The organism is Serratia sp. TSA_105.2 (assembly GCF_052692115.1).
Genome location: NZ_JBQZFT010000005.1, coordinates 137,645 through 160,040, shown reverse-complemented (window position 1 = coordinate 160,040; position 22,396 = coordinate 137,645). Strand labels below are relative to the sequence as shown.

The following is a 22,396-nucleotide window of genomic DNA, read 5'->3' as shown; positions in this document are numbered from 1 at the left end:
CCTGACGTTGACGACGTGCATCAAAACCACATAACCAAATCGGTACTCGCCGGGTTCTTCGCCAATGTGGCGGCCCGAAACACGGCGGGTATATGCCTGTACGTTATGTAAGACCGGGAATTACCCCAATGGTTGAATATAACCTTCGTTATTTTTACCACCTCCCGCCGCACAGCACCACCGGGGGATTGTTACCCCAGGTTATGCCGCGCCACCGGCAACAGATAACGCTCTGTTTCGGCCAGTATTTGCGCCAAGTATTCATTATCCAATTGGCGGAACACTCGCTGCACGTAGGGATCATCCCCTTCTCCGGGAATGCGCTGATCGCCCTGCCAGGCCTGCAGCAGTTTGGCACGTGCCTTAATTTGCGCTTCTTCCTCCCAGTCGATTTCCTGCGTTTCCGGCAGATAGCACTGACTTAGCCACGCCCAGCCGCTCTTGTTCAACAACAGCAGCGGCTGACTCAGACCGCGCTGATAACCCGCCAGCAGTTCCGCCAGCTGCGCCTGTGCCTCTTCTGGCGCCAGCGCGGCAAAGCGCCAGGCGGAATTCTTGCGGCCATACATGCGGCTCTCGCCGGTGCCGCCGGCGCAGCAGTACACCAGGTGCTCCAGCCACAGCAATATGCCGTCCACCGCCGACAGCGTAGCGGGCCGCCAGCGCAGCAGGCCGTCATCCTGCACCTGATGCAGCCAGCCACTGAGACGCACGCCGGCGATATCGATATCCAGCTCCAGGCTATGGCTCTCTGCGCGTTCCGCACGCACCTGCTCGGCCAGTTCGCTCATTTCCTCCTGCTGCTTTTGCCAATAGATTTCGCCGAAGGCGCCATAGGGCAAGCCGCCGGCGGCACGCACCCGCTGGAACAACCGTTCGGGATCGTCGCCGTCTATCAGCGTATTCAGCAACTGGCTGTTGAACTGGTAACGGCTGAGGTTATCCAGCGTGAAGGGTTCTTCGTCGGGCAGCTCGGTCTCTTCCAGGATAAAACTGACGCCCAGTCGCAGTTGGAAAAACGCGCGAATCGGATGGCGGTAAAATCGCAGCAGCTCATCCAACGATATTTGCTGCAGCGCTTCGGCAGGTAGCGGCTGGTTGAACGCCGGATGGGCCGCACCGCGCCCATCGGCGGCGGGCAGCCACTCGGCGGCATAGCTTTGCGCCTCCGAGCCCGGCAAGAAATTCTCGGCGGCGAACGGCATGCGCGCGTGCCACTTCAGCAAGTGCTCACCAACCCGCCGGGCGCTGTCGTCTGCGCTGAGTTCCTCATCTCCCGGCAGACAGTAGCTTTGTTCCAGGTACTCCAGCAGCTCGGTGACCAGCACCGAAGGGTAGCGCGGGCTGTTGTCCTGAATGGAACGGCCGATGAAACTGATATACAGCCGCTGCTGAGCGGACAAAATCGCTTCCAGGAACAGATAGCGGTCGTCATCGCGACGGCTACGGTCGCCGCGTTTAATCTGCTGCGCCATCAGATCGAACCCCAGCGGCGGCAGCGTGCGCGGATACACGCCGTCGTTCATGCCCAGCAGGCACACCACCTTGAACGGAATGGAACGCATCGGCATCAGCGTACAGAAGTTGATTTGCCCGGCGAGGAAGCGCTGGCTGATGCGCTCCTGATCGAGGCGCGCCGCCAGATCGTCACGCAGAATGGTCAACGGCACCTCATCGGGATAGCGCGCCGCCAAGCCAAAATTGATGGCCTGCTGCCACTGCTGTTCGATCAGCGCCAGCACAACTTCGGTGTCGCTGTCCGCAGCGAAGAAGGCATCCAGCAGTTGCCGGCACAGCGGCAGCCACGCTTCGAGCGGGCGCGCTTCGCTCAAGATTTGCCGCCAGTGGCTGAGCTGCGCCAGCAGATCCGCCAACTGCCCCGCCAACTCGGCGACCAATCCGCTCGATTCGTCGTAAGGTAAAATGCCCTGCCAATCGCCGGCATTGCTGTCCATCGCGTAGCCGAGCAGCATACGCGTAATGCCGAAGCGCCAGGTATGCTGGCCGGTGGCGGGCAGATCCAGTTCACGCACGTTATCGTCGTCCAGGCCCCAGCGCACGCCGGATTCACCGACCCAATGACGCAACAGGCGCAGCCCCTCTTCGCCAATGGCGAAACGGGCGGCCAAGGCCGGCACCTCCAGCAGCGCCAGTACCTGTTCCGAGGTAAAGCGACTTTGCGGCAGATCGAGCAGTGAAATGAACGCCTGCAGCGCCGGATGCGCCTGGCGCGCTTTACGGTCGGAAATGGCGAACGGCAGGTAGCGCTCGGCGGGGGCATTGCCGAACACCGCCTGAATGTAAGGCGTGTAGCTGTCGATATCCGCCACCATCACGATGATATCGCGCGGCGTCAACGACGGATCCTGCGCCAGCATGCTCAGCAGCTGATCGTGCAAAACCTCCACTTCCCGCTGCGGGCTGTGGCAGGCATGCAGGCTGAGGGAGCGGTCGTTCTCATCAAGCGGACGTTTGCTGAAGCTGCTTTCCAACGTTTCCGTAGTAATACCGATTACCGCATGGTCTTCCAGCTCCAGCATATCGCGCTGAACGGCGTGCAGCATGGTATCGGCCGGGATATCGACAAAGGCGTCGACCTCTTGCGCCCCTTCCATCTGCGACAGCAGATAGAGGTGATCGCGCCCCAGCTTGCCCCAGGAGGCCAGCAGCGGGTTGCTGAGCTGCTGCTGGCCTTCGGCGTCAAACAGGCGCGCCGCGTCATCCGGCTCGCGGAACAGCCCCTGCTCACGAGCCTGGTGGTAGTGACGGCGCTTGCGGCTCTGCAAGCGAGCCAGGAAAGCGTAATCCTGAATGTCGCCCCAGTAATAGCGACAGGGGTTGGTGAACATCAGGTGGATATCGATATGCCGCCCCAGCGCCTGCAGCGCCTCCAAATAGACCGGCGGCAACGCCGAGATGCCGCAGATAAACACCCGCGGCGGCAAACCGGGCGGGCACGTTTTTGCCTGCTCCAGCGCGTGGATAAAGCGGCTGTACAGATTGGCGCGGTGCCATTCCGCCTGCCCCAGCTCTTGCGTGTACTCCACCAATCGCGCCCAGAGCGGCGCCTGCCATTGCTGAGCCTCCGCCAGACCGTCGATGCGCTCACCGCGCTGCCAGCTCTCCAGCCACTGCGGGCGATAAACCAAATACTGGTCGAACAGGTCGGCGACCCGGCCGGCCAACTGGTGAATCTTGCGCTTGTCGCCGTCATCGGTCAGATAGTGCTGCAGTGGCGCAAACGCCGGCTGGGTCAGCATCTCCGGCAACAACCACATCAGCTTCCAGGTCATCGCGTCCTTACTGAAGGCGCTCTCTTTCGGGATATCCGGCAACACCCGGGTGAACATATCCCAAATAAAGGTCGCCGGCAGCGGAAACGCGACATTGGCGGCGATGCCGAACTGTTCCGCCAGCTGCATCTGCAGCCATTGCGCCATGCCGGGGCTCTGCACCAGCACCACTTCCGGTTGAAAAGGATCGGCCAACGGATCTCTGGCTATCAGCGCGCTGGTCAGCGTTTTCAACAAATCCAGCTGATTGGAATGATAAACCGTGAACATCAAGGCTCCTTTAAAACAAAAGACATACCGGCTTAAAAGCGGGTGCAATACCAGCGGCTCAGCGTTGCCCACTGCCGCTGCGGCGTTTGGATCCTGACCGTCAATCGGCGGCAATCACTCTCCGCATCGTCAAGCGCCGTCTCGCGTCGCCACCCTTCCGGCAGCGGTTCAGCCTCGAGCCGCCCGGTGACGGCGAACGCCTCCAGCTGCTGATGCGCCAGCCCCCAGGCTTGCCGGTAGTGCCACTGGCGCTGAAACGACTGCAACAGCACCTGATGATACTGTAACAAGCCCAGCAGCGACACCGAGAACAGCAAGGCCGCCACCAACACTTCCGGCAGGCTGAAACCGTTGCGGGATATCCGCCCTGCCCGAGCGTTAGCCGTCACAGTCGGCCAGCCTTTTCTCGGGGCAGAAATCCAGCCGACCGCCCGGCTGTGCTTGCACCTTGCCAGCGGCCTCCGCGCCGTTAAAGGTGCCCCATTGATACAACCATAGCGGTTCACCGCCGCGCATCTCGCCAAGGCCGCGTACCGTCACAACGCCCACTCTGGCAGACAGCCGAGCGCAGGCCGTCAGCTCCGCGCGCTGCCTGCATAACCAGGCTGCCGCACTCAGCTCGGCGCGTGGCCAGCGCTGGCTCATGCCCCAACTCAGCGCCGAAGCGGCCTGATTGTAAGCCTGAAGGTAACGCTGCTGATCGGCAGCCAGTAACAGCGCGTTATCCAACTGCCGATGCTGAGCGTTAAGCAACATCAGCCCCAGCGCCAACAGCAATATCACCGCCGCCAGGGTGCTACCGCCTCGCTGGGTGCGCCGGTTCATGGCAGCGCCGCCATTTCGACGCTCCCGCTCAGGCTGCGCCCGATACGCGCATCGCTGGCGGAGCGCCCCGCCAGCGTCAGGCGAGCCAAGGTCGCGCCGTAATTGCCCCGCGCTATCGCCACATGAAACCGCTCAATGCGCACTTCGTCATGGTCGAGTAGCCGCTCCCAGCCACCGCCATCGCATTGGCTCACGCCGCGCTGCCCTTCCAAGCCGCCATTACGTAGCCGGTAACCGAAATAGCCTGCATCCTCGCCCGAAGTGAGCCATTGCCCGCTGCGAGCAATGTCGTAGGCGACGATAACGCAGCTGCCCGCCGCTTCTCCCGCAACCTGGCCGATCAGCAGCGGCCGGCCGGCGCACTGCCCGGCGCAAAAACCGGCGCGGCGCAGATCTTTCTCAATGCCGAACGCCAACTGCCGCAGCGTTGACTCCAGTCGAAAGTGCTGGCCGACGGCCACGCTTTGCTGGCGCAACAGCGGGTAAGTTTTCGCCGCGCCGAGCGCGATTACGCTGCCGAAGACCAACGCCAACATCACCTCCGGTAAGGTAAAACCGCGTTCTAAAGTCAACATAGCGCCATGCCCCTGAGCCGCTGCCCTTCGCTGCACAAACGCAGCCGCCCACGGGCGGAGAGCACCAACCGCAGGCTGCCTGCGTCGTTGCTGAGAAGGATGTGCCCCGCCTGTGCGGTATTGCGCAAACCGTAAAACCCAATCTCTTTGCCGGTGTAGCCGCTCAGCGCAACGTCGCGATAAGACGGCGAGAAGACAGAGCCTTCGGCGGAAGCGCAATCCGGCGGCGGCACGCCACCGCCCAGACACCAGGGCGTGCCGTTCTTGAACCACAGCAGCGTCGTGCGGTTACGCCAGTTGGCGTCCGCCTGCAAGCGCAGCAGAAACGCCAGCAGCTGTTGGGCCGTGTGTTCCAGCCGCAGCGCTTGCTGATGATAGCGCCATTGCCCGACGCCCCAGCCGGTCAGCATGGCGGCGATCAATATCGCCGCCAACAGCTCAATCAACGTCATGCCACGCTGGCGATCATCAATGTTCGAGAGAGTATTGTCGTTCATGCCGCCAGTGTAAGGGCCGTAACAACGCGGTAAAGCCGCATGCGCAAGCGCTGCGGCAAGCTGCGCAATGTTTCCTCTACGACGGCAGGCGGCGACAAAAAAATGCGGCGCGGTGCGCAATGCGGATAAAAAAAGGGGCGCAATCGCTGCGCCCCTGATGTGATGCGGTTAAGGTCAGATCGCGACCGGCGCCTTGATGGCCGGATGCGGATCGTAACCTTCGATCTCGAAGTCTTCGAAACGGTAATCGAACAGCGAAGCCGGTTTGCGTTTGATCACCAGTTTCGGCAACGGACGCGGTTCACGCGTCAGCTGCAGCTGAGTCTGTTCCATGTGGTTGCTGTACAGGTGGGTATCGCCGCCGGTCCAGACGAAATCGCCCACTTCCAGATCGCACTGCTGCGCCATCATGTGCACCAACAGCGCGTAGCTGGCGATGTTGAACGGCAGGCCGAGGAAGACGTCGCAGGAGCGCTGGTACAGCTGGCAAGAGAGCTTGCCGTCCGCTACGTAGAACTGGAAGAACGCGTGGCACGGCGCCAACGCCATCTGATCCAGCTCGCCGACGTTCCAGGCGGAAACGATGATGCGGCGCGAATCCGGATCCTGCTTCAGCTGTTGGAGCACGTTGCTCAGCTGATCGATCTGACGGCCGTCCGCTGCGCCCCAGGCACGCCACTGTTTGCCGTACACCGGACCGAGATCGCCGTTTTCATCGGCCCACTCGTCCCAAATGGTGACCTTGTTGTCACGCAGATAGGCGATGTTGGTATCGCCGTTCAGGAACCATAACAGCTCATGAATGATCGAACGCAGATGACATTTCTTGGTGGTCACCAACGGGAAACCTTCCTGCAAGTTGAAACGCATCTGGTGGCCGAAAATCGACAACGTGCCAGTGCCGGTACGGTCGGCTTTAGGGGTGCCCTCGGCGAGCACCTTGTTCATCAAATCCAGATACTGTTTCATTTGTCCCTCACGACAGTTGTTGCTGCGGGCGACGACGGTACGCCCAAATCATCATAATAACACCGGCCACCACCATCGGGATGGACAGGATCTGCCCCATGCTGATCACGCCGTCGAACAGGCCAAGCTGGGCATCCGGCTGGCGGAACGCCTCAACGATGATGCGGAATGCGCCATAACCGATCAGGAACAGGCCTGATACGGCGCCCATCGGCCGGGGTTTGCGAATAAACAGGTTCAGAATGATAAACAGCACCACGCCTTCCAGCAGCAGTTCATACAGCTGCGACGGGTGGCGCGGCAGTACGCCGTACTGATTCAATAACGGCAGCAAAGAAGGATCGGCGGCGGCGAGGGCCACGTCTTCGCTGCGCGAGCTTGGGAACAGCATCGCCCAGGGGGTATCGGTGGTCACGCGGCCCCACAGCTCACCGTTGATGAAGTTGCCGAGGCGGCCGGCGCCCAGGCCGAATGGGATCAATGGCGCGATAAAATCGGAAACCTGGAAGAAGGTGCGTTTGGTGCGGCGAGCGAACCAGAACATCACCAGAATCACCCCCATCAAGCCGCCGTGGAACGACATGCCGCCATCCCAGACCTTGAACAGATAGAGCGGGTTATCCAGGAACAGCGGCAGGTTGTAGAACAGCACATAGCCTACGCGGCCGCCGACGAATACGCCCAGGAAGCCGGCGTAGAGCAAGTTTTCCACTTCGTCTTTGGTCCAGCCGCTGCCCGGCTTGTTGGCACGGCGCACCGCCAGCCACATGGCAAAAACGAAGCCGACCAGGTACATCAGGCCGTACCAATGCAGAGAAACCGGGCCAATGGAGAAAATGACCGGATCAAATTTAGGAAACGCCAGATAGCTATTGCTCATCTATCACCACAACATGTCTGTTATTTTTCCCCATGCGGGGGCGGCAGGTGCCAAGCGGCGACGGAGATTATCCCGCGCCTTGCAAACGGCAGCGTTGACCGCTGCGGGTCTACAAGGCGACGAGCATGCGCCGCGCTGAGGTTGCGCATCATAACATAGGCTTAGCGCGGTCCGGTCCGGCAGGGCGGGAAAAGTTCTGTAAAAAAATCACACCGCGCAGCGGTTATCGGCCGCCGCGAATCAATCCGCCCATGCCGCGTCGCTCCATAAACGCCGCCACCAAATGGCGCACCTCCGTGGTCATCTGGGTGTTCAACACCCGCTGCGCCAACATTTCGGCGTCGGCAAGGTCGATATGCCGCAGCAGGTATTTGATGCGCGCCACGCTGCGGCCGTTCATGCTCAGGTTGCGATAGCCCATGCCCACCAGCAACAGCGCGCCCATGGGATCGCCGGCCAGTTCACCGCACAGGCTAAGCTGCAGCCCGGCCGCTTTCCCCTGCTCGGCGATCAGTTTCAGCACCTGCAGCATCGCGGGATGCAAACTGTCATACAGCGAGGCGACCCGGGTGTTGTTGCGATCCACCGCTAGCAGGTACTGCGTCAAGTCGTTGGTGCCGACCGAGATGAAATCAACGCGCCCGGCCAGATGCGGGAGCAGGAAAATCATCGACGGCACTTCCAGCATCACGCCGATTTTCGGTTTCGGGATCGCGTAGCCGAGCACCTCTTCCACCTCGCGCCCGGCGCGGTCAATCAGGCGTTTGGCCTCGTCGACTTCTTCCAGACTGGTGATCATCGGCAGCAGAATGCCCAGGTTGCCGGTGCCGGCGTTGGCGCGCAGCATCGCTCGCACCTGAATCAAAAAGATCTCCGGCTGATCCAGGGTAATGCGGATGCCGCGCCAGCCCAGGCAAGGGTTCTCTTCGCTGATCGGCATATAGGGCAGCTGCTTGTCTGCGCCGATGTCCAGGGTGCGCAGCGTGACCGGCTTGCTCGGGTAAAGCTGCAGCATGCCCTGGTACTGTGCGACCTGCTCCTCTTCGGAGGGGAAGCCGCTTTGCAGCATGAATGGGATTTCGGTGCGGTATAGCCCCACACCATCCACCCGGCCGCCCAACAGCTGTTCATGTTCCGGGCTGAGGCCGGCATTCAGCATCACCTGAATGCGCTCGCCGCTTTTCAACTGCGCCGGCTGCTCGACATCGTCTTCCGCCAGCTTGCTCAGCTCCAGCTCTTCGCTGATCAGCCGTTGATATTCCTGCACCAAAACCGGCTCAGGATCGACCAGCAGTTCACCGCGATAACCGTCGACGATCAGCAGCCGCTGGCTGAGCAGAGCAGGCTGGATGTCTGCGCCCATTACCGTCGGTACCCCCATCGCCCGCACCAAAATCGCCGCATGCGAGTTGGCGGCGCCGTCGCGCACCACCACACCGACCAGGCGATCCTGCGGTACTTCGGCCAGCAATGTCGCGGTCAGTTCATCCGCCACCAGCACAAAACGCGCCGGCCACTGGGTGGCGCCCTGAGTGGTGTCGTCGAGGTGGAACAGCAGGCGCTGGCCCAGCGCGCGCAGGTCGCTGCCGCGCTCGCGCATGTAGGTGTCCTGCAGTTTGGCAAACTGCTCGGCAAAGGTTTCTATCACCTGTTTCACCGCCCACTCCGCCACCGAACCGTTGTCGATTTCGGCGAACAGTTCGCGCTTGAGGCGGGCGTCGTTTAACAGGTGAGAATAAAGATCGAAGATCGCCGCGCTCTCTTTTTGCGAACTGGCGGCAAAACGCTTGCTGAAGCGGCGAAATTCCGCGCCGGCCTCTTCCAGCGCCAGCGTCAGGCGCTCGCGCTCGCTGGCGGTGTCCAGCGTCGACGCGCGGTAAACCTGATCGAGCGAAGGCTGGCTGCTGTCCTGCCACCCTTCCGCCACCGCCACACCGGGCGAGGCCGCCAGCGCGCGCACGCGCGTTTGGCGATACTGACCGAAAATGGCGTTGAGCTGCGACTGTGACAGGATCCCGGCCATCTGCGTGGCCAGGGTGACCATGAAAGACTCTTCGCTTTCGTCGAACTGGCGCAGCTCGCGCTGCTGCACCACCAGCACGCCCAGCAGCTGGCGCCGATGAATGATCGGCACCCCGAGGAAGGATCGGAAACGATCCTCTTTCACCTGCGGAACGTATTTGAAGCTGGGGTGGCTTTGGGCATCGGCCAGGTTGATAGGCTCGGCCCGGCGGCCGACCAACCCGACGACGCCCTCGTCAAACGCCAATGCGATAGTGCGCCCGCGCGGCTTTTTCAGCCCGCGCGTGGCCATCAGGTAGTAACAGCGGCGATCGTTGTCCGCCAGGTAGATGGAACACACTTCGGTGTCCATCGCCAGACAGGTTTCATTGACCAGCAGATCCAGCGCATCCGTCAGACTGGCCGCCGCGGCCACCTTCTCTACAATTTCTCGCAAGCGCGTGAGCATAGTCGGCTTAACTTAACCTCTCTTTCGGCGATAAGCGGGGGCCTGCCGCGGCGCCGCCTGCTCTTGCATCGGCATCACGGTCACGGCGAATTCTTTCATCACCCGGCGGTAGACGTCGCGTTTGAACGACACCACCTGGCGCACCGGATACCAGAAGCTCACCCAGCGCCAACCGTCGAACTCCGGCGTGCTGCTGCGCTGCATATTGATATCAGCGTCATTGCACAGTAGCTGCAACAAAAACCATTTTTGCTTTTGGCCGATACAAACCGGCTTTGTGTCCCAACGCACCAAACGTTTCGGCAATTTATAGCGCAACCAGTTGCGGGTCGAAGCCAGGATGCGCACATCCTTTTTACTCAGCCCCACTTCTTCGAACAGCTCACGGTACATCGCCTGCTCCGCAGTTTCGCCAGGGTTAATCCCACCTTGGGGAAACTGCCAGGAGTGCTGACCGTAACGGCGGGCCCATAAGACCTGCCCCTGACGATTACAGATTACGATACCAACATTCGGGCGGTAGCCATCATCATCGATCACCGGACTACCTCGATAAGCTTAAATTCGCATAGATGTCCTGATTGTTTCACACAAGCTACAGGCGGTAAACCACTGCTTTACGGCGCTGCGGGCCGGATAACATTGGGATAACTCACAGATATAGGCAAAGTTATAAACATACCCCAGCCTTTCAGACCGGTTTTATTCACTTTTTCTGTGGATAGGTGTGTGTAGAACTCGAGGGATAAGCCGGTAAAACTCTTAAACCCCAAAATCCCCCTCCAACCAAGAAAACCAACATTAATTTTAAAAACAAACAATTAATTAATGCCACGCCGTTATGTACAGGGCAAAAATGTGATCTGTGCACGGTAAGGATCTTACCCTGGCGAAAGATCCATCAACGTCGTTTTTATCCACAGATTATCCGGGCAAGTTACGCACAAAACGGACAAATTCGTAAAAAATCGCCCGAGTCAAGGCTGTAAATTGAACCAGTGATCGGCAAAAATTTGGGTTATCCCATAAATCTGTGGATAAATAGGTGTAAGATCCTGTTTATTGTCGGTGGCTTCAGGTGAACAAGCCCCGCGAGTGCATTGTCGGCCACGCAAGGAAAGGAAAAAAGTCATGTAAAATCATGCTACTATTATTCTTTTCCCCAGACGATAGCGGTTATCGCTCGCCGCGTATAATTGCAGTACATTTTTCAACCATATTCGACAGGCTTGATTTATGGCGTTTTTATCTTCTTTGCCGCCCCCGCCGGAAAATGAACGGCAGCTGTTCGAGCGCGCTCAGGCGCTGGCAGGCGCCAGCTTTGGCGAGCTGGCCGCCCGCGCGCAGTTGCCGATCCCCAAGGATCTGAAGCGCGATAAAGGTTGGGTGGGCATGCTGCTGGAGCGGTATCTCGGCGCCATGGCCGGCAGCAAACCGGAGCAGGACTTCCCCGAACTGGGCATCGAGCTGAAAACCATTCCTGTCGACGCCGCCGGCAAACCGCTGGAAACCACTTTTGTCTGCGTTGCTCCGCTCACCGGCAACAGCGGCGTCACCTGGGCCAGCAGCCACGTTCGCCACAAGCTGGCGCGCGTCTTGTGGATACCGGTAGAAGGCGAACGGCAAATCCCGCTGGCCGAACGCCGCGTCGGTTCGCCGCTGCTGTGGAGCCCGAGCACTGTAGAAGAAGAGATGTTGCGCCGCGATTGGGAAGAGTTGATGGATCTGATCGTGCTCGGCCACGTAGAGCGCATCACCGCACGCCATGGTGAAGTACTGCAGCTGCGCCCCAAAGCGGCCAACAGCAAGGCGCTCACCGAAGCCATCGGCGAACAGGGGCAACCTATCATGACGTTACCGCGCGGTTTCTATCTGAAAAAGAGTTTTACCGGTGCGTTGCTGGCAAGACATTTCTCAATCTAAGCGATTTCGTTTAACTCTGGTTTAACTCCCACTGTCAGCGCCACGATAAACGCGTATAATTCACGCTTTGCATTTATTAAGTATTAAAAGGTGTACCGGGCAATGTTCGAATGGATTATGGATCCCAATGCCTGGTTAGCGTTAGGTACGCTAACCATTCTTGAGATCGTACTGGGTATTGATAACATCATTTTTCTGTCGCTGGTGGTGGCCAAGCTGCCCAAAGCGCAACAGAACAAAGCTCGCCGGCTCGGGCTGGCCGCCGCCATGATTATGCGTCTGGCGCTGCTGGCCTCTATCGCCTGGGTGATTCGCTTGACGCACCCGCTGTTCACCGTGCTGGATCACACTATTTCCGCCCGCGATCTGATCCTGCTGCTGGGGGGGCTGTTCCTGATTTGGAAAGCCAGCAAAGAGATCCACGAAACCATCGAAGGATCGGAAGAAGAGCACCACACCAAGGTGCATAGCTTCTTCGGCGCGATCGTGCAGATTATGCTGCTGGATATTATCTTCAGTCTGGACTCGGTGATTACCGCCGTGGGTCTTTCCGACCATCTGTTCATCATGATGGCGGCAGTGGTGATCGCGGTCGGCGTGATGATGTTCGCCGCCCGGCCGATCGGCGAGTTCGTCAACCGCCATCCGTCGGTAAAAATGCTGGCGCTGGCGTTTCTGATCCTGGTGGGCTTCACGCTGATGCTGGAAAGTTTCCAGGTGCACGTGCCGAAAGGCTACATCTACTTCGCCATGTTCTTCTCCATGTCGGTAGAAGCGCTCAATCTGATGCGCAGCAAGAAAAATCGCGCGCCGGAATAACCCTACCTGGAAGCCGCCATCGGCGGCTTCCATCGCTTCGTTGCCCCCTCATTTCACTTTTTCTTATCAGATAAAGACTTATCTGAGACGCCCTCCGCCGAGAGTTTGCTAATCTTGAAAGAACATTGTTTTCTGCATAATCGAGGATCCGCAGGATGAAAAAGTGGGTAATGGCAGTATCTGCGCTGGTGATGGTGGCCGGCCTGGCGGGATGTTCCAGCGACTACGTGATGGCGACCAAAGACGGCAACATGATCCTGACGCAAGGCAAGCCGGAGATCGACAAAGACACTGGCCTCATCAGTTATAAAGACGAGAAAGGCAACCACCGCCAGATCAACGGCGATCAGGTTTCCCAGGTTATCGAACGCTAATCACCGCCCGCCGGCTATCGCCCGCTCGAGCGCGGTAGCCCTCATTCGCGTCCGCGCGGAATCCGCTTCCCCCATCTTCACCGCTTGGTTATAGTCAGGAAAGGCGACATCGCCGCCCGACGGACTTTGCGCCGTCTTCTGACATTGGGCTCCTGTTTCACCGGGCCGCGCGGCCCGTCAGCGCTAACAAGAAAGGAAGGCCGTTAATGCAATACCACCGTATTCCCCACAGTTCTTTAGAAGTGAGCGTGCTGGGACTGGGCACCATGACCTTTGGCGAACAGAACAGCGAAGCCGACGCCCATGCGCAACTGGACTATGCATTGGCCGCAGGCGTGAACCTGATAGACACCGCCGAACTGTACCCGGTGCCGCCCCGCCCGGAAACCCAGGGCCTGACCGAGAGCTATATCGGCAGTTGGATCAAGGCGCGCGGCAATCGCGGTAAAATCGTCCTGGCCAGCAAAGTTTCGGGCCCGGTGCGCGGCACCGACAGCAGCATCCGCCCGCAGCAGGCGCTGGATCGCAAAAACATTCGCGCCGCTCTGGACGCCAGCCTCAAGCGGCTGAACACCGATTATCTCGATCTTTACCAATTGCACTGGCCGCAGCGCGCCACCAACTGTTTTGGCAAACTCAACTATCAATACACCGACGACAAAGCCACCGTCACGCTGTTGGAAACGCTGGAGGCGCTGACCGAGCAGGTGCGCGCCGGCAAGATTCGCTATATCGGAGTTTCCAATGAAACACCCTGGGGTGTGATGCGCTACCTGCAGCTGGCGGAGAAACACGAGCTGCCGCGCATCGTGTCGATTCAAAACCCGTACAGCCTGCTGAACCGCAGTTTTGAGATTGGCCTGGCCGAGATCAGCCAGCACGAAGGGGTGGAACTGCTGGCCTATTCCAGCCTGGCGTTCGGTACTCTGAGCGGTAAATACCTCAACGGCGCAAAACCGGCCGGTGCGCGCAATACGCTGTTCACCCGCTTCAACCGTTATTCAGGGCAGCAAACCCAGCTGGCGATCGCCGAGTACGTGGCGCTGGCCAAAAAACACGGGCTGGATCCTTCGCAGATGGCCTTAGCCTTCGTGCGTCAGCAACCGTTCGTCGCCAGCACCCTGCTGGGCGCCACCACGGTGGAACAGTTGAAAATCAACATCGACAGCCTCGATGTGGTATTGGATGAGGACGTGCTGCAGGCGCTTGAGGAAATCCATACCCGGTTTACCATTCCGGCGCCTTAATACAGCCAGGGTGCAGCCTGGCTGCGCCCTGTATTTTACCGCCGCTGCGACCACCACAGCACGCTAATCGCCAGCGCAAACACCACGCCAAACCCTACGCCGACGCCCACCACAGGCACGCCCAGCTTCACCACCAGTGAATACAGCGCCAACATCAGCAACATGGCGGCGTTTTCACCCAGGTTCTGCACCGCGATCGCATTGCCGGCACCGACCGAATGCTTGCCCCGCTCCTGCAACAACGCATTGAGCGGCACCACGAAGAAGCCCCCCAGCATGCCGATAATCGCCAACAAGACATAGGCATTGAGCATGGTGGTTTGCAGCGCGAATACCGCGACCGCGACGCCGATCAGGATCCCGGCCGGCATGCAGCGCTTCACCGTCTTCAGCGTGACGAAGCGCGCGGCGGCGCCGGCCCCCACCACGATACCGACGGCCACCATGGCGTTCAGCAGCGTCGGCGTGGCGTTATCGGCGATGCCGAGCGCCACCGGCACCCATAGCACCAACAGAAAACGCAGCGTCACGCCGGCCCCCCAGAACAGGCTGGTGCCGATCAAGGAGAAACGCGTCTGCCCATCGCGCCATAACGTGACGCAAGCGGTGAAGAAGCTATTCGTCATGGCCCGCGGGCGCCAGGAAGCCCCCGGGCGCGCCGCCGCCAGACGCGGAATATACAGGTTGGCGACCACCGCCCCCGCATAAACCAAGGCGCAGGCCGCCAGCGCCGCGACCACATGCCAGTCCGCCAGAATACCGCCGGCCACCGAACCGGTCAGAATGGCAGCGATGGTCGAGGCCTCCATCAGGCCGTTAGCCTTGACCAGCTTCTCGCCGCTGGTGATCTCGCCCAGAATGCCGTATTTGGCCGGCGAATACGCGGCGGCCCCCACGCCGACCAGGCTGTAACCGAGAAACGGGTTGAACCCAAAGCAGATCACCAACGCCCCCGCCAATTTTAGGGCGTTGGCGAACATCATCACCCGCCCTTTGGCGAAGCTGTCGGCCACCTGGCCGACGAACGGTGCCAGAATGATGTAGGTGGCGACAAAGGCCATCTGCAGGATCGGCTGGCTCCAGTCCGGATACAGCTGCTGCTTGATCAATGCCAGCGTGGCGAACAGCAACGCATTGTCGCCGAACGCCGAGAGGAACTGCGCGCTGATGACGGCGATCATGCCGCGTGACAACAAAGGGGATTCGGTCGAAGGATTCATCAGGCACTCTCCGGCTGTTCGGCCATATGACGCAGGGTGACGAAATCGGGTTTACCGCTGCCGAGCACCGGCAGCGTTTTCAACAGGCGAATATCGCGCGGCACCGCCAGCTCCGGGCTGCCCAGCTCGCGCGCCACCCGCAGCAATGCCTCGCGGGTAATGGCGGGATCGGTGGTGAACAGTACCAGCGCCTCGCCTTTGCTGCTGTCACTTTTGGCGGTGGCGGCATGCAGTTTTTCCGGCGACAGCCGCTGCGCCAGCAATTCGACGCTCTCAAGCGACACCATCTCCCCCGCCAGCTTGGCGAAGCGCTTCACGCGGCCGCGAATGGTGCAGTAACCCTGCTCATCCAGGCTGACGATATCGCCGGTGTCATACCAGCCCGGCTGCAGCACGCCGTTCGCATCTTCCGCCGCCGGCGGCTCCAGCTCGCCGGGGCGCTCAACCCGCAGATAGCCTTTCATGATATTCGGCCCCTTCAGCTGCAGGCGACCGCCGTTATCGATGCCCGGCACCGCGATCAGGCGCGCCTCCATCTGCGGCATGATGCGGCCAACGGTGCCCACTTTCGTCGCCAGCGGCACGTTAATGGAGACCACCGGCGCGCACTCGGTCACGCCATAGCCTTCCAGGATGCGGATGCCGTATTTGTCCTGGTAGATCTGTTTGGTGCTGTCCGCCAGTTTTTCCGCGCCGGCCACCACGTAGCGCAGGCGGGCGAAATCATACGGATGCGCGAAGCGCGCATAGTTGTTGAGGAAGGTCGCCGTGCCGAACAGCACCGTACAGTTGCGGTCATACACCAGCTCTGGCACCACGCGATAGTGTAGCGGGCTGGGGTAGAGGAAAATGCGGCTGCCGGTGATCAGCGGCGTGAGTAGCCCCACCGTCAGGCCGAACGAGTGGAACAGTGGCAGCGACGACATGAAGCGGTCGCGCGGCGTGAAGTCGGCGATGGTGCGAATTTGTTCTACGTTGGCCAGCAGGCTGGCGTGCGAATGCACCACGCCCTTGGGATGGCCTTCAGAGCCGGAAGTGAACAGGATCAGCGCCGCGTCCTCCGGACGTTGCGGCAACGCCGCGCGCTGCGGCTGCAGCAAATGCCGCAAAATCCACAGCTTGTCCGCCAGCGTGACGGTATCCTTCAGATCTTCCAGATACACCCAGTTAGCCTGCGGCACCTGCTCCGGCAGGTGGGTCAGCTTGCCCTTTTCCAGAAACTGGCGCGAGGTGACGATGGTCTTGATGCCGGCGGCAGTCATCGCGCTGTTCAGGCCGTTGGCGCCGGCGGTGTAGTTGAGCATCGCCGGGATGCGGTTACGCAGCGAAGCGCCGAAGATCGCCGCCGCGGTGATGGTGGCGTTCGGCAACAGCAGGCCGACGTGTTCCCCTTCGGCGGTAAAGCACTGCAGAATACGGCTGACGCCCAGCGATTTCTTGATCAGCGTCTGGTAACTGTCTTCTTTGAAAGCGATGTCTTCGATGCAGGGCTTGCGGCGACCGTAGCGGTGCTGCGCCGCCAGCAAGGCATGGAACAGCGTCTGCGGTTCACGCGTATCCATCCGCGCCCGCATCATGATCTGCATCAGCCGATCGCCCGCAAGCGCCCGGCGTTCACGCGCGCGCGGCGCTTCCGGCATCGGCAGCGTGGTCGGCGGCAAGATGCGGATGCTGATTCGCGGGAACCAGCGGATCTTGAATACCCCGGCCATGCGGCCGAACGGGCTGAATTCGGGGCCGTCGATCCTCACCGGCACTACCGTGGCACCCGATTTGGCGGCGATAAACGCCGCGCCGTCGTAGATTTTCATCAGCGCGCCGGTCACGGTGATGCGCCCTTCAGGGAACACCACGATCGGCCGCCCTTGCTCGACCATCCGCACCAGCTGTTTGATGGCCATCGGCTTGGTGGGATCGAGCGAGACGAAATCGATGTAGGGCCGCAGCCAGCGCATAAACCAGCTCTCGCCGATGCTGGCGTAAACCGCAAACACCGGTTTAATCGGCAGAAACAGCGCCAGCAGTACGCCGTCGAGGAAAGATACGTGGTTCGGCGTAATCAGCAGTTTTTGCCGCTCGAAGTGCTGGACGTCCCCTTCGACCCGAACCCGAAACAGCAGGCGAAACAGCGCGCGCAGCAGTGAAAAGATCATGCCCTTCTCCCTTGGCCATGGAGGCGTAAATCGTTGTAGGGAAAAGAATACTATATGGCAGGCAAAAAAAAACCTACGCATCCGCGTAGGTTGGTGCAATTGAAAATGGCTTCAACATACAGAGTATGCTGATTTCTCACCAATCAATACCTCTGGGATCACCTACTCTAGAGAGATGGCGTGCAGGAAACTACCGGCGAATCGCAAGAGTTCTGCTCCAAATGCAACCAGCTGTAAATTTCTCGCGATCTGCTGTAATAACTCAATGAAACTTAAATAATCCTCACAACAGAAAGATCAATAATGATGCCCCATCGGAAGAAAGCGGGTCGGGGGTAAGCAAAAAAACCATGCGCATACGCAGACACGTACAGCACATTGGAGTTTAGCCCAACTGAAACTGAAACAGAGCTTCTAATCCCTCTTGTCTCCTCAACGCTAAAGAAATCAATTAACGAAAACTGTTCTCAAAAACAAAAACCCAGTTAGACGAGATATCTAACGTGTAATTTTCGTCAACGTATGCAACACGCTTTCTTGCTTTTCAAGCACAACCATAACAACAAAAAGACAAAGTTAAAAATGGTCAAACTAACAACAGAGCCGCTTCCAGATCTTGCGGGTATCGTAACCTCACAGTAAAAACACGCATCGAGGATAATTAATTATTAATAATTAAAAAAACCGTAAGCAATAAAACCTATACGTTAGCTACCAAACAGGGCAAACAAGTAAGATTCGATAACAGAAGACAATTAGTCAGAATATAAATCTATTTTTATATAAATCCTTAGCACAATATTGCAGGGATTGAGTTTGATAAATAAAATAACCCTGCATTGAATCGCTAGTAAAACGTTGCGACATCCTTGCCTTATCTTTTCAAGCAATACGATTTTCATTTATTTATCGGCATATTCTCAGAAGGAACTCCGAATGAAGAAATATTTATTTTTAGCTCTACTGCCTCTGTCGTGCACGAGCGTATTGGCTGCAAAAACAGCCAGTACATCTGTAGATTTCTCCGGTGAAATTTACAATAACACCAGCTGCAGCATTGCAGCCAACACCAATAGCATTGATCTTGGCCGCCATTCCAGCGAAGCTTTCGATAAAGTAAATCCTGTCCAATTGGAAGGCAACGGCATGGGTAGCATTCCGTTCACCGTAAACTGCACGGCACCAACCAACATGGGTATTGAGGTAACCAGCGCCAGCGGCGATGCCGATTTCAAGTATATGGACAGAAGCTTCACCGCATCACTGGCAAAAGACGCCAGCAATAAAGATATCGCCGTGTTGGGCCTGGCACTGTCGGATATCGCTATGGATGGTGAAACCGTCCGTGCGGCGCTGATTCCCGAAGGCGATGATATCTTTGATTTAACCAATGTAACTGACGGTGCAGATCACGAGCAGGCTATTTTCTCTGCTGCCTCAGGTAATCGCTTTGCGGTCACATCAGATGCTAATTACGACAATATGGCGATCGGCCAGAACCTGAGCGGTACATTCAGCTACCGTTCATTCCTTACCCCGCTTAGCTACATTGATGATAAAAGTATCCAAATGCAAGACAGCATTGCATTGCAGGCCTCTGTGAATCTTTCGGTTCACTACCTGTAAACACCAGGTGGGGACACTTCTCTGTCCCCACTTATTTCAGCCTGATTGTTTGGCAAAATATCTTAACGTCCTTTGACTAGAGTTCGTTATTCTCCGCTATTCAGGAAATAAAATGAAAGGTCTCATCCATTATCTCACCGCAATATTTATATTTCTGACTCCACTTTACGGCCAGGCAACCATTAAACTGGAAAAAATAAGCCTCTTGGTCAATCAAGAGAAAGGAGAGACAACCGTAAGAGTCGATAATATCGGTAATTATCCTGTGTTGTTATTTTCGTCCGTTGTTAAAAATGCATTAAGCAAGCAAGGAGAAGATCCCTTGTTCATTCTCTCTCCGCCAGCCGCGCGCATTGATCCGGGTAAATCTCAGCTGGTACGCGTCATGCTTGCCGACCCCTCGGGACTTGATAAGGCCCGTCAGCAAATGCGCCATATCTATTTCCAGGAAATTCCCGATATGGGAGAAAAAAGCAACCAACTTAAGGTGAATACTCGGCATCGGGTCGTCGCTATCGCCACGCCCTCCGCGCTGGCAGAAAACAAATCTCCCTGGCAAACCCTGCTCTGGCAACAAAACGGGCATTCTATACAAGTCAAAAATCTCGGCTCTTACGTTGTCAGGTTAGCCCCGACTATCACCGTACAACCCAGCAACCAGCAGTTTGTTTTGGAACAACCTTATTTGCTGCCTGGGCAAACGATCGGTACACGTAAAGGCGATAGGCTTATCAGCCCCCCCTCCCGTTTGCACTTCACGCCAATCAGTAACACAGGGCGCGCCATACCCGATATCACGGTTAACCTTGCCCCAATCCAGTGAGACAGCCTTTGAAATTGCACATACCGTTACGTCTGCTGGTGTTTTGTCTGCCTATCGGCTGTGTCTCGACCAGCCTGGCCGACTACGATATTGAGATGATGCGCGCACTTGGATTGTCCAGTGAGATTGCTGATTACTTTTCCTCTGGAACGAAATTCCCCGCAGGAAAACAATCGCTCTTAATCAGCGTCAACGGCCAAAACCATGGACGGCATGAAGTCAATATCGACAAACAAGGCGAATGGCAATACGACGCTGAACTCGCAGAAAACCTGGGGTTACACCCCTGCAAGCTCAACACTCAAACAGATATGCTGATGAGCCAATGCTATCAAGGCAGCCGCATCGACAATGAAACCGGTAATAATCAATTGATTTTGCTGTTGCCCGAGCGCTATATCCGTCGACAACCGGCCGACTATGAATTTGGTGGCCATGCCCTGATGCTGAATTATACTGCGAGCCGATTCGACAGCCAAAACCACAGCAGTGATTACGCGGCGTTGGAAACCGGCTTTAACAGCAGCAACTGGCTGTTTCGCCATAATGGCACCTATAACAAGTCTGAACGGCATCAGGGGTACACGCCTTATAATAGTTATCTGCAGCGGACATTGACGGGCCACAACGGCATGATGCGTTTGGGACGAGCGACGTTATCAGATTCGCTATACAGCGGCATTACCTTGGACGGCCTGCAATGGCTACCTGACTCGTCACTGTCATTTAGTCAACGCAGTGATGTGCCGGTAGTCGAAGGTATCGCCGAGAGTCAAGCCAAGGTTGAGATTTTTCAGAATGGCAGATTAGTTTACGCCACGCAGGTGCAACCGGGCGCTTTCCACCTGACGGATATCCCCGCGCAGTTCGACGCAGTCGATTTGTCCGTCACCGTCACGGAAAGCAACGGTAGCCGCAAACAATTCATCGTCCCTTATCTGACGACCTCAGGGCGCTCTACTCCCCGCCAGGGTAGTTACTCCCTTGCTCTCGGGCGCACTCACAGCCTGGAAAAAAGCACAGAAATGCCTTTCATCACGAGCTCATTCTCTTTGCCATGGCTCAACCATCACCAGGTGAGAGGGGGAAGTTTCCTCAGCCGTGATTATCGCGGCATCGCCGCCGGTTATAGCGTTGCCGATAGCGATTATCGTTTTACGGCCTTGACCCACGTGGCGCAGTCGCCAAGTGGAAAGGGCACCAAGCTGCAGCTGAATAGCGCATTGCCTCTGATAAAAAACCTTAAGCTGAACGCCGGTTACAGCATCCAATCAGAGCGATACCGTTCTCCCACACAGCTTAGTTCTCCGCGTAAAGATGGCAGCGAAGAGACTTATTGGCCTGTACCGCAGGGTGCATCATCTTCACACCAACGCCAGAGCTACAGCCTGGGCCTAGGCTGGCACCATAAGTACATTGGAAATCTGTCTTTAGGCGCTACACGCACTGAAGGGGGAGGTGAGCAACAGAATCAGCGAGTCTACGCCTTCTGGAACCGTCAATTTGGCGCAGCCACCGTTGGCGTTAGCCTGGAAAAAGAGCGCAGCCGCGACGTTCGCGATAACGATACCCGACTGTTCGCCACCCTTTCATTACCGCTTGGAAAAAACCGACGTTATAGCGCCAATATGATAAGTAACGGAAGAAATCGTAGCATCAGCAATTCGCTTTCCGGCCAAGCGCTGAATGGCGATCTGGCGTATGGACTCAATGCAACGCAAGGCACCCAATCCAATAACGGCACCTATTCAGGCAATGTGAACTACTTGAGTCCGTTTACCACTCTTTCCGGCAGCTATAGCCATCTGTCAGAAAATCAACAAGCATCTTACTACAGCGCCACAGGCTCCCTGGTGGCAGACAGCAGCGGGTTAACGCTCTCACCTCAGAAAATCGGCGATACCTTCGGCGTCTTGACGATACCGGGCCTCGCCGGAATCAGCGTGTCCACGCCAGGCGGAAAGGTGAAAACCTATGGCAAGCAGGGTAAGGCCGTCATCCCAAGGCTGCGTGAATATCAACCCAGCCTGATTAACGTGGACACCAGCACCTTGCCCCCCGGTGCTGATATCGACAACGGCGTGCGCAATATCAATCTGGCACGTGGCAGCGTTAAACATATCAATATCAATGCCATTAATACATTGCGGGCCATTGTTCAAATTAGCTATGCCGACGGAACAAAACCCGCTATCGGCAGCATGATTTTGGATGAACAACAACGAGTGGTCGCTTTTACCAATGATCAGGGCGCTGCCTTCATTGAACATCAGAAGGCACGCCGCGCGAAGAACGATGCGTCATCACAACGCTTCAGCATGAAAACCTCTTCGGGGCAAGTATGTTATTTCGCAATTGCTGCGGACACCTCTCCCCGCAATCGTGCCGGCATCAGCCACTCCGAAGCCGTGTGTCGCTAAACGTTCATCGAT

18 protein-coding genes are annotated in these 22,396 nt (G+C 57.7%); 7 read left to right on the top strand and 11 right to left on the bottom strand.

Features of this window, described 5'->3' with window-relative positions; all coding sequences use genetic code 11:
* Positions 1–191: 191 nt before the first annotated feature.
* The 9 genes from recC to rppH form a co-directional block, all read right to left on the bottom strand.
* Positions 192–3,563: an exodeoxyribonuclease V subunit gamma gene (recC, locus tag ACUTSC_RS17280; protein ID WP_445653476.1), complete on the bottom strand. Its 3,372-nt coding sequence runs from the start codon at positions 3,561–3,563 to the stop codon at positions 192–194.
* 32 nt (positions 3,564–3,595) lie between these two features.
* Positions 3,596–3,952: a prepilin-type N-terminal cleavage/methylation domain-containing protein gene (locus tag ACUTSC_RS17275; RefSeq protein ID WP_060441346.1), complete on the bottom strand. Its 357-nt coding sequence runs from the start codon at positions 3,950–3,952 to the stop codon at positions 3,596–3,598.
* A complete protein-coding gene (locus ACUTSC_RS17270; protein WP_197768412.1) occupies positions 3,942–4,388 on the bottom strand; it encodes a DUF2509 family protein in 447 nt (148 codons plus the stop codon). Before ACUTSC_RS17270 ends, ACUTSC_RS17275 begins: the two co-directional genes overlap by 11 nt.
* Positions 4,385–4,963 (bottom strand): prepilin peptidase-dependent protein, encoded by a 579-nt coding sequence (locus tag ACUTSC_RS17265; RefSeq protein WP_197768413.1) that lies wholly within the window; start codon positions 4,961–4,963, stop codon positions 4,385–4,387. Before ACUTSC_RS17265 ends, ACUTSC_RS17270 begins: the two co-directional genes overlap by 4 nt.
* Positions 4,957–5,460 carry a prepilin peptidase-dependent protein gene (locus tag ACUTSC_RS17260; RefSeq protein WP_070913906.1) on the bottom strand — a complete coding sequence of 168 codons (504 nt, stop codon included), beginning with the start codon at positions 5,458–5,460 and terminating at the stop codon, positions 4,957–4,959. Before ACUTSC_RS17260 ends, ACUTSC_RS17265 begins: the two co-directional genes overlap by 7 nt.
* Positions 5,461–5,634: 174 nt before the next feature.
* Entirely contained in the window at positions 5,635–6,429 is a 795-nt protein-coding gene (thyA, locus tag ACUTSC_RS17255) for a thymidylate synthase (protein WP_016929918.1), read from the bottom strand.
* 7 nt (positions 6,430–6,436) lie between these two features.
* A complete protein-coding gene (gene lgt / locus ACUTSC_RS17250; protein ID WP_015378920.1) occupies positions 6,437–7,309 on the bottom strand; it encodes a prolipoprotein diacylglyceryl transferase in 873 nt (290 codons plus the stop codon).
* A gap of 223 nt (positions 7,310–7,532) precedes the next feature.
* The gene (gene ptsP / locus ACUTSC_RS17245; protein WP_445653475.1) at positions 7,533–9,779 is read right to left on the bottom strand and encodes a phosphoenolpyruvate--protein phosphotransferase; all 2,247 of its coding nucleotides are present in this window, start codon (positions 9,777–9,779) and stop codon (positions 7,533–7,535) included.
* Between the two features lie 12 nt (positions 9,780–9,791).
* Positions 9,792–10,319, bottom strand: a complete 528-nt coding sequence (gene rppH, locus ACUTSC_RS17240; protein WP_004931849.1) for an RNA pyrophosphohydrolase — start codon at positions 10,317–10,319, stop codon at positions 9,792–9,794.
* Between the two features lie 696 nt (positions 10,320–11,015).
* On the opposite strand from rppH, the gene mutH reads away from it, so the two are divergent.
* The 4 genes from mutH (at position 11,016) to ACUTSC_RS17220 (ending at position 14,142) form a co-directional block, all read left to right on the top strand.
* Positions 11,016–11,702, top strand: coding sequence for a DNA mismatch repair endonuclease MutH (mutH, locus tag ACUTSC_RS17235; protein WP_197768415.1), 687 nt, complete (start codon positions 11,016–11,018; stop codon positions 11,700–11,702).
* A 102-nt stretch (positions 11,703–11,804) separates the two neighbouring features.
* Positions 11,805–12,521 carry a TerC family protein gene (locus ACUTSC_RS17230; RefSeq protein WP_197768416.1) on the top strand — a complete coding sequence of 239 codons (717 nt, stop codon included), beginning with the start codon at positions 11,805–11,807 and terminating at the stop codon, positions 12,519–12,521.
* A 155-nt stretch (positions 12,522–12,676) separates the two neighbouring features.
* The gene (locus ACUTSC_RS17225) at positions 12,677–12,895 is read left to right on the top strand and encodes a YgdI/YgdR family lipoprotein (RefSeq protein ID WP_038878690.1); all 219 of its coding nucleotides are present in this window, start codon (positions 12,677–12,679) and stop codon (positions 12,893–12,895) included.
* 206 nt (positions 12,896–13,101) lie between these two features.
* Complete coding sequence (locus ACUTSC_RS17220; protein WP_197768417.1) at positions 13,102–14,142, top strand: NADP(H)-dependent aldo-keto reductase; 1,041 nt, start codon at positions 13,102–13,104, stop codon at positions 14,140–14,142.
* A 35-nt stretch (positions 14,143–14,177) separates the two neighbouring features.
* On the opposite strand, the gene lplT is transcribed toward ACUTSC_RS17220, so the two are convergent.
* Both lplT and aas read right to left on the bottom strand, forming a co-directional pair.
* The gene (lplT, locus tag ACUTSC_RS17215) at positions 14,178–15,362 is read right to left on the bottom strand and encodes a lysophospholipid transporter LplT (protein WP_049202156.1); all 1,185 of its coding nucleotides are present in this window, start codon (positions 15,360–15,362) and stop codon (positions 14,178–14,180) included.
* Complete coding sequence (gene aas, locus ACUTSC_RS17210) at positions 15,362–17,515, bottom strand: bifunctional acyl-ACP--phospholipid O-acyltransferase/long-chain-fatty-acid--ACP ligase (protein WP_197768418.1); 2,154 nt, start codon at positions 17,513–17,515, stop codon at positions 15,362–15,364. Before aas ends, lplT begins: the two co-directional genes overlap by 1 nt.
* A 936-nt stretch (positions 17,516–18,451) precedes the next feature.
* Here aas and ACUTSC_RS17205 point away from each other — a divergent pair.
* From ACUTSC_RS17205 to ACUTSC_RS17195, 3 genes are all read left to right on the top strand, one after another.
* Positions 18,452–19,141: a hypothetical protein gene (locus ACUTSC_RS17205; protein ID WP_063990732.1), complete on the top strand. Its 690-nt coding sequence runs from the start codon at positions 18,452–18,454 to the stop codon at positions 19,139–19,141.
* 112 nt (positions 19,142–19,253) lie between these two features.
* A complete protein-coding gene (locus ACUTSC_RS17200) occupies positions 19,254–19,964 on the top strand; it encodes a fimbria/pilus periplasmic chaperone (RefSeq protein ID WP_197768419.1) in 711 nt (236 codons plus the stop codon).
* An 8-nt stretch (positions 19,965–19,972) separates the two neighbouring features.
* The gene (locus ACUTSC_RS17195; RefSeq protein WP_197768420.1) at positions 19,973–22,384 is read left to right on the top strand and encodes a fimbria/pilus outer membrane usher protein; all 2,412 of its coding nucleotides are present in this window, start codon (positions 19,973–19,975) and stop codon (positions 22,382–22,384) included.
* Positions 22,385–22,396: the final 12 nt, after the last annotated feature.

Excerpts from the sequence above, each read along its gene's own strand:
- ACUTSC_RS17230 (WP_197768416.1), top strand. The coding sequence starts at position 11,805 with ATGTTCGAATGGATTATGGATCCCAATGCCTGGTTAGCGTTAGGTACG.
- recC (WP_445653476.1), bottom strand. The coding sequence starts at position 3,563 with ATGTTCACGGTTTATCATTCCAATCAGCTGGATTTGTTGAAAACGCTG.
- ACUTSC_RS17220 (WP_197768417.1), top strand. The coding sequence starts at position 13,102 with ATGCAATACCACCGTATTCCCCACAGTTCTTTAGAAGTGAGCGTGCTG.
- ACUTSC_RS17225 (WP_038878690.1), top strand. The coding sequence starts at position 12,677 with ATGAAAAAGTGGGTAATGGCAGTATCTGCGCTGGTGATGGTGGCCGGC.
- ACUTSC_RS17200 (WP_197768419.1), top strand. The coding sequence starts at position 19,254 with ATGAAAGGTCTCATCCATTATCTCACCGCAATATTTATATTTCTGACT.
- mutH (WP_197768415.1), top strand. The coding sequence starts at position 11,016 with ATGGCGTTTTTATCTTCTTTGCCGCCCCCGCCGGAAAATGAACGGCAG.
- lplT (WP_049202156.1), bottom strand. The coding sequence starts at position 15,362 with ATGAATCCTTCGACCGAATCCCCTTTGTTGTCACGCGGCATGATCGCC.
- ACUTSC_RS17270 (WP_197768412.1), bottom strand. The coding sequence starts at position 4,388 with ATGAACCGGCGCACCCAGCGAGGCGGTAGCACCCTGGCGGCGGTGATA.
- thyA (WP_016929918.1), bottom strand. The coding sequence starts at position 6,429 with ATGAAACAGTATCTGGATTTGATGAACAAGGTGCTCGCCGAGGGCACC.
- ACUTSC_RS17265 (WP_197768413.1), bottom strand. The coding sequence starts at position 4,963 with ATGTTGACTTTAGAACGCGGTTTTACCTTACCGGAGGTGATGTTGGCG.
- ptsP (WP_445653475.1), bottom strand. The coding sequence starts at position 9,779 with ATGCTCACGCGCTTGCGAGAAATTGTAGAGAAGGTGGCCGCGGCGGCC.
- lgt (WP_015378920.1), bottom strand. The coding sequence starts at position 7,309 with ATGAGCAATAGCTATCTGGCGTTTCCTAAATTTGATCCGGTCATTTTC.
- aas (WP_197768418.1), bottom strand. The coding sequence starts at position 17,515 with ATGATCTTTTCACTGCTGCGCGCGCTGTTTCGCCTGCTGTTTCGGGTT.
- ACUTSC_RS17205 (WP_063990732.1), top strand. The coding sequence starts at position 18,452 with ATGAAGAAATATTTATTTTTAGCTCTACTGCCTCTGTCGTGCACGAGC.
- ACUTSC_RS17260 (WP_070913906.1), bottom strand. The coding sequence starts at position 5,460 with ATGAACGACAATACTCTCTCGAACATTGATGATCGCCAGCGTGGCATG.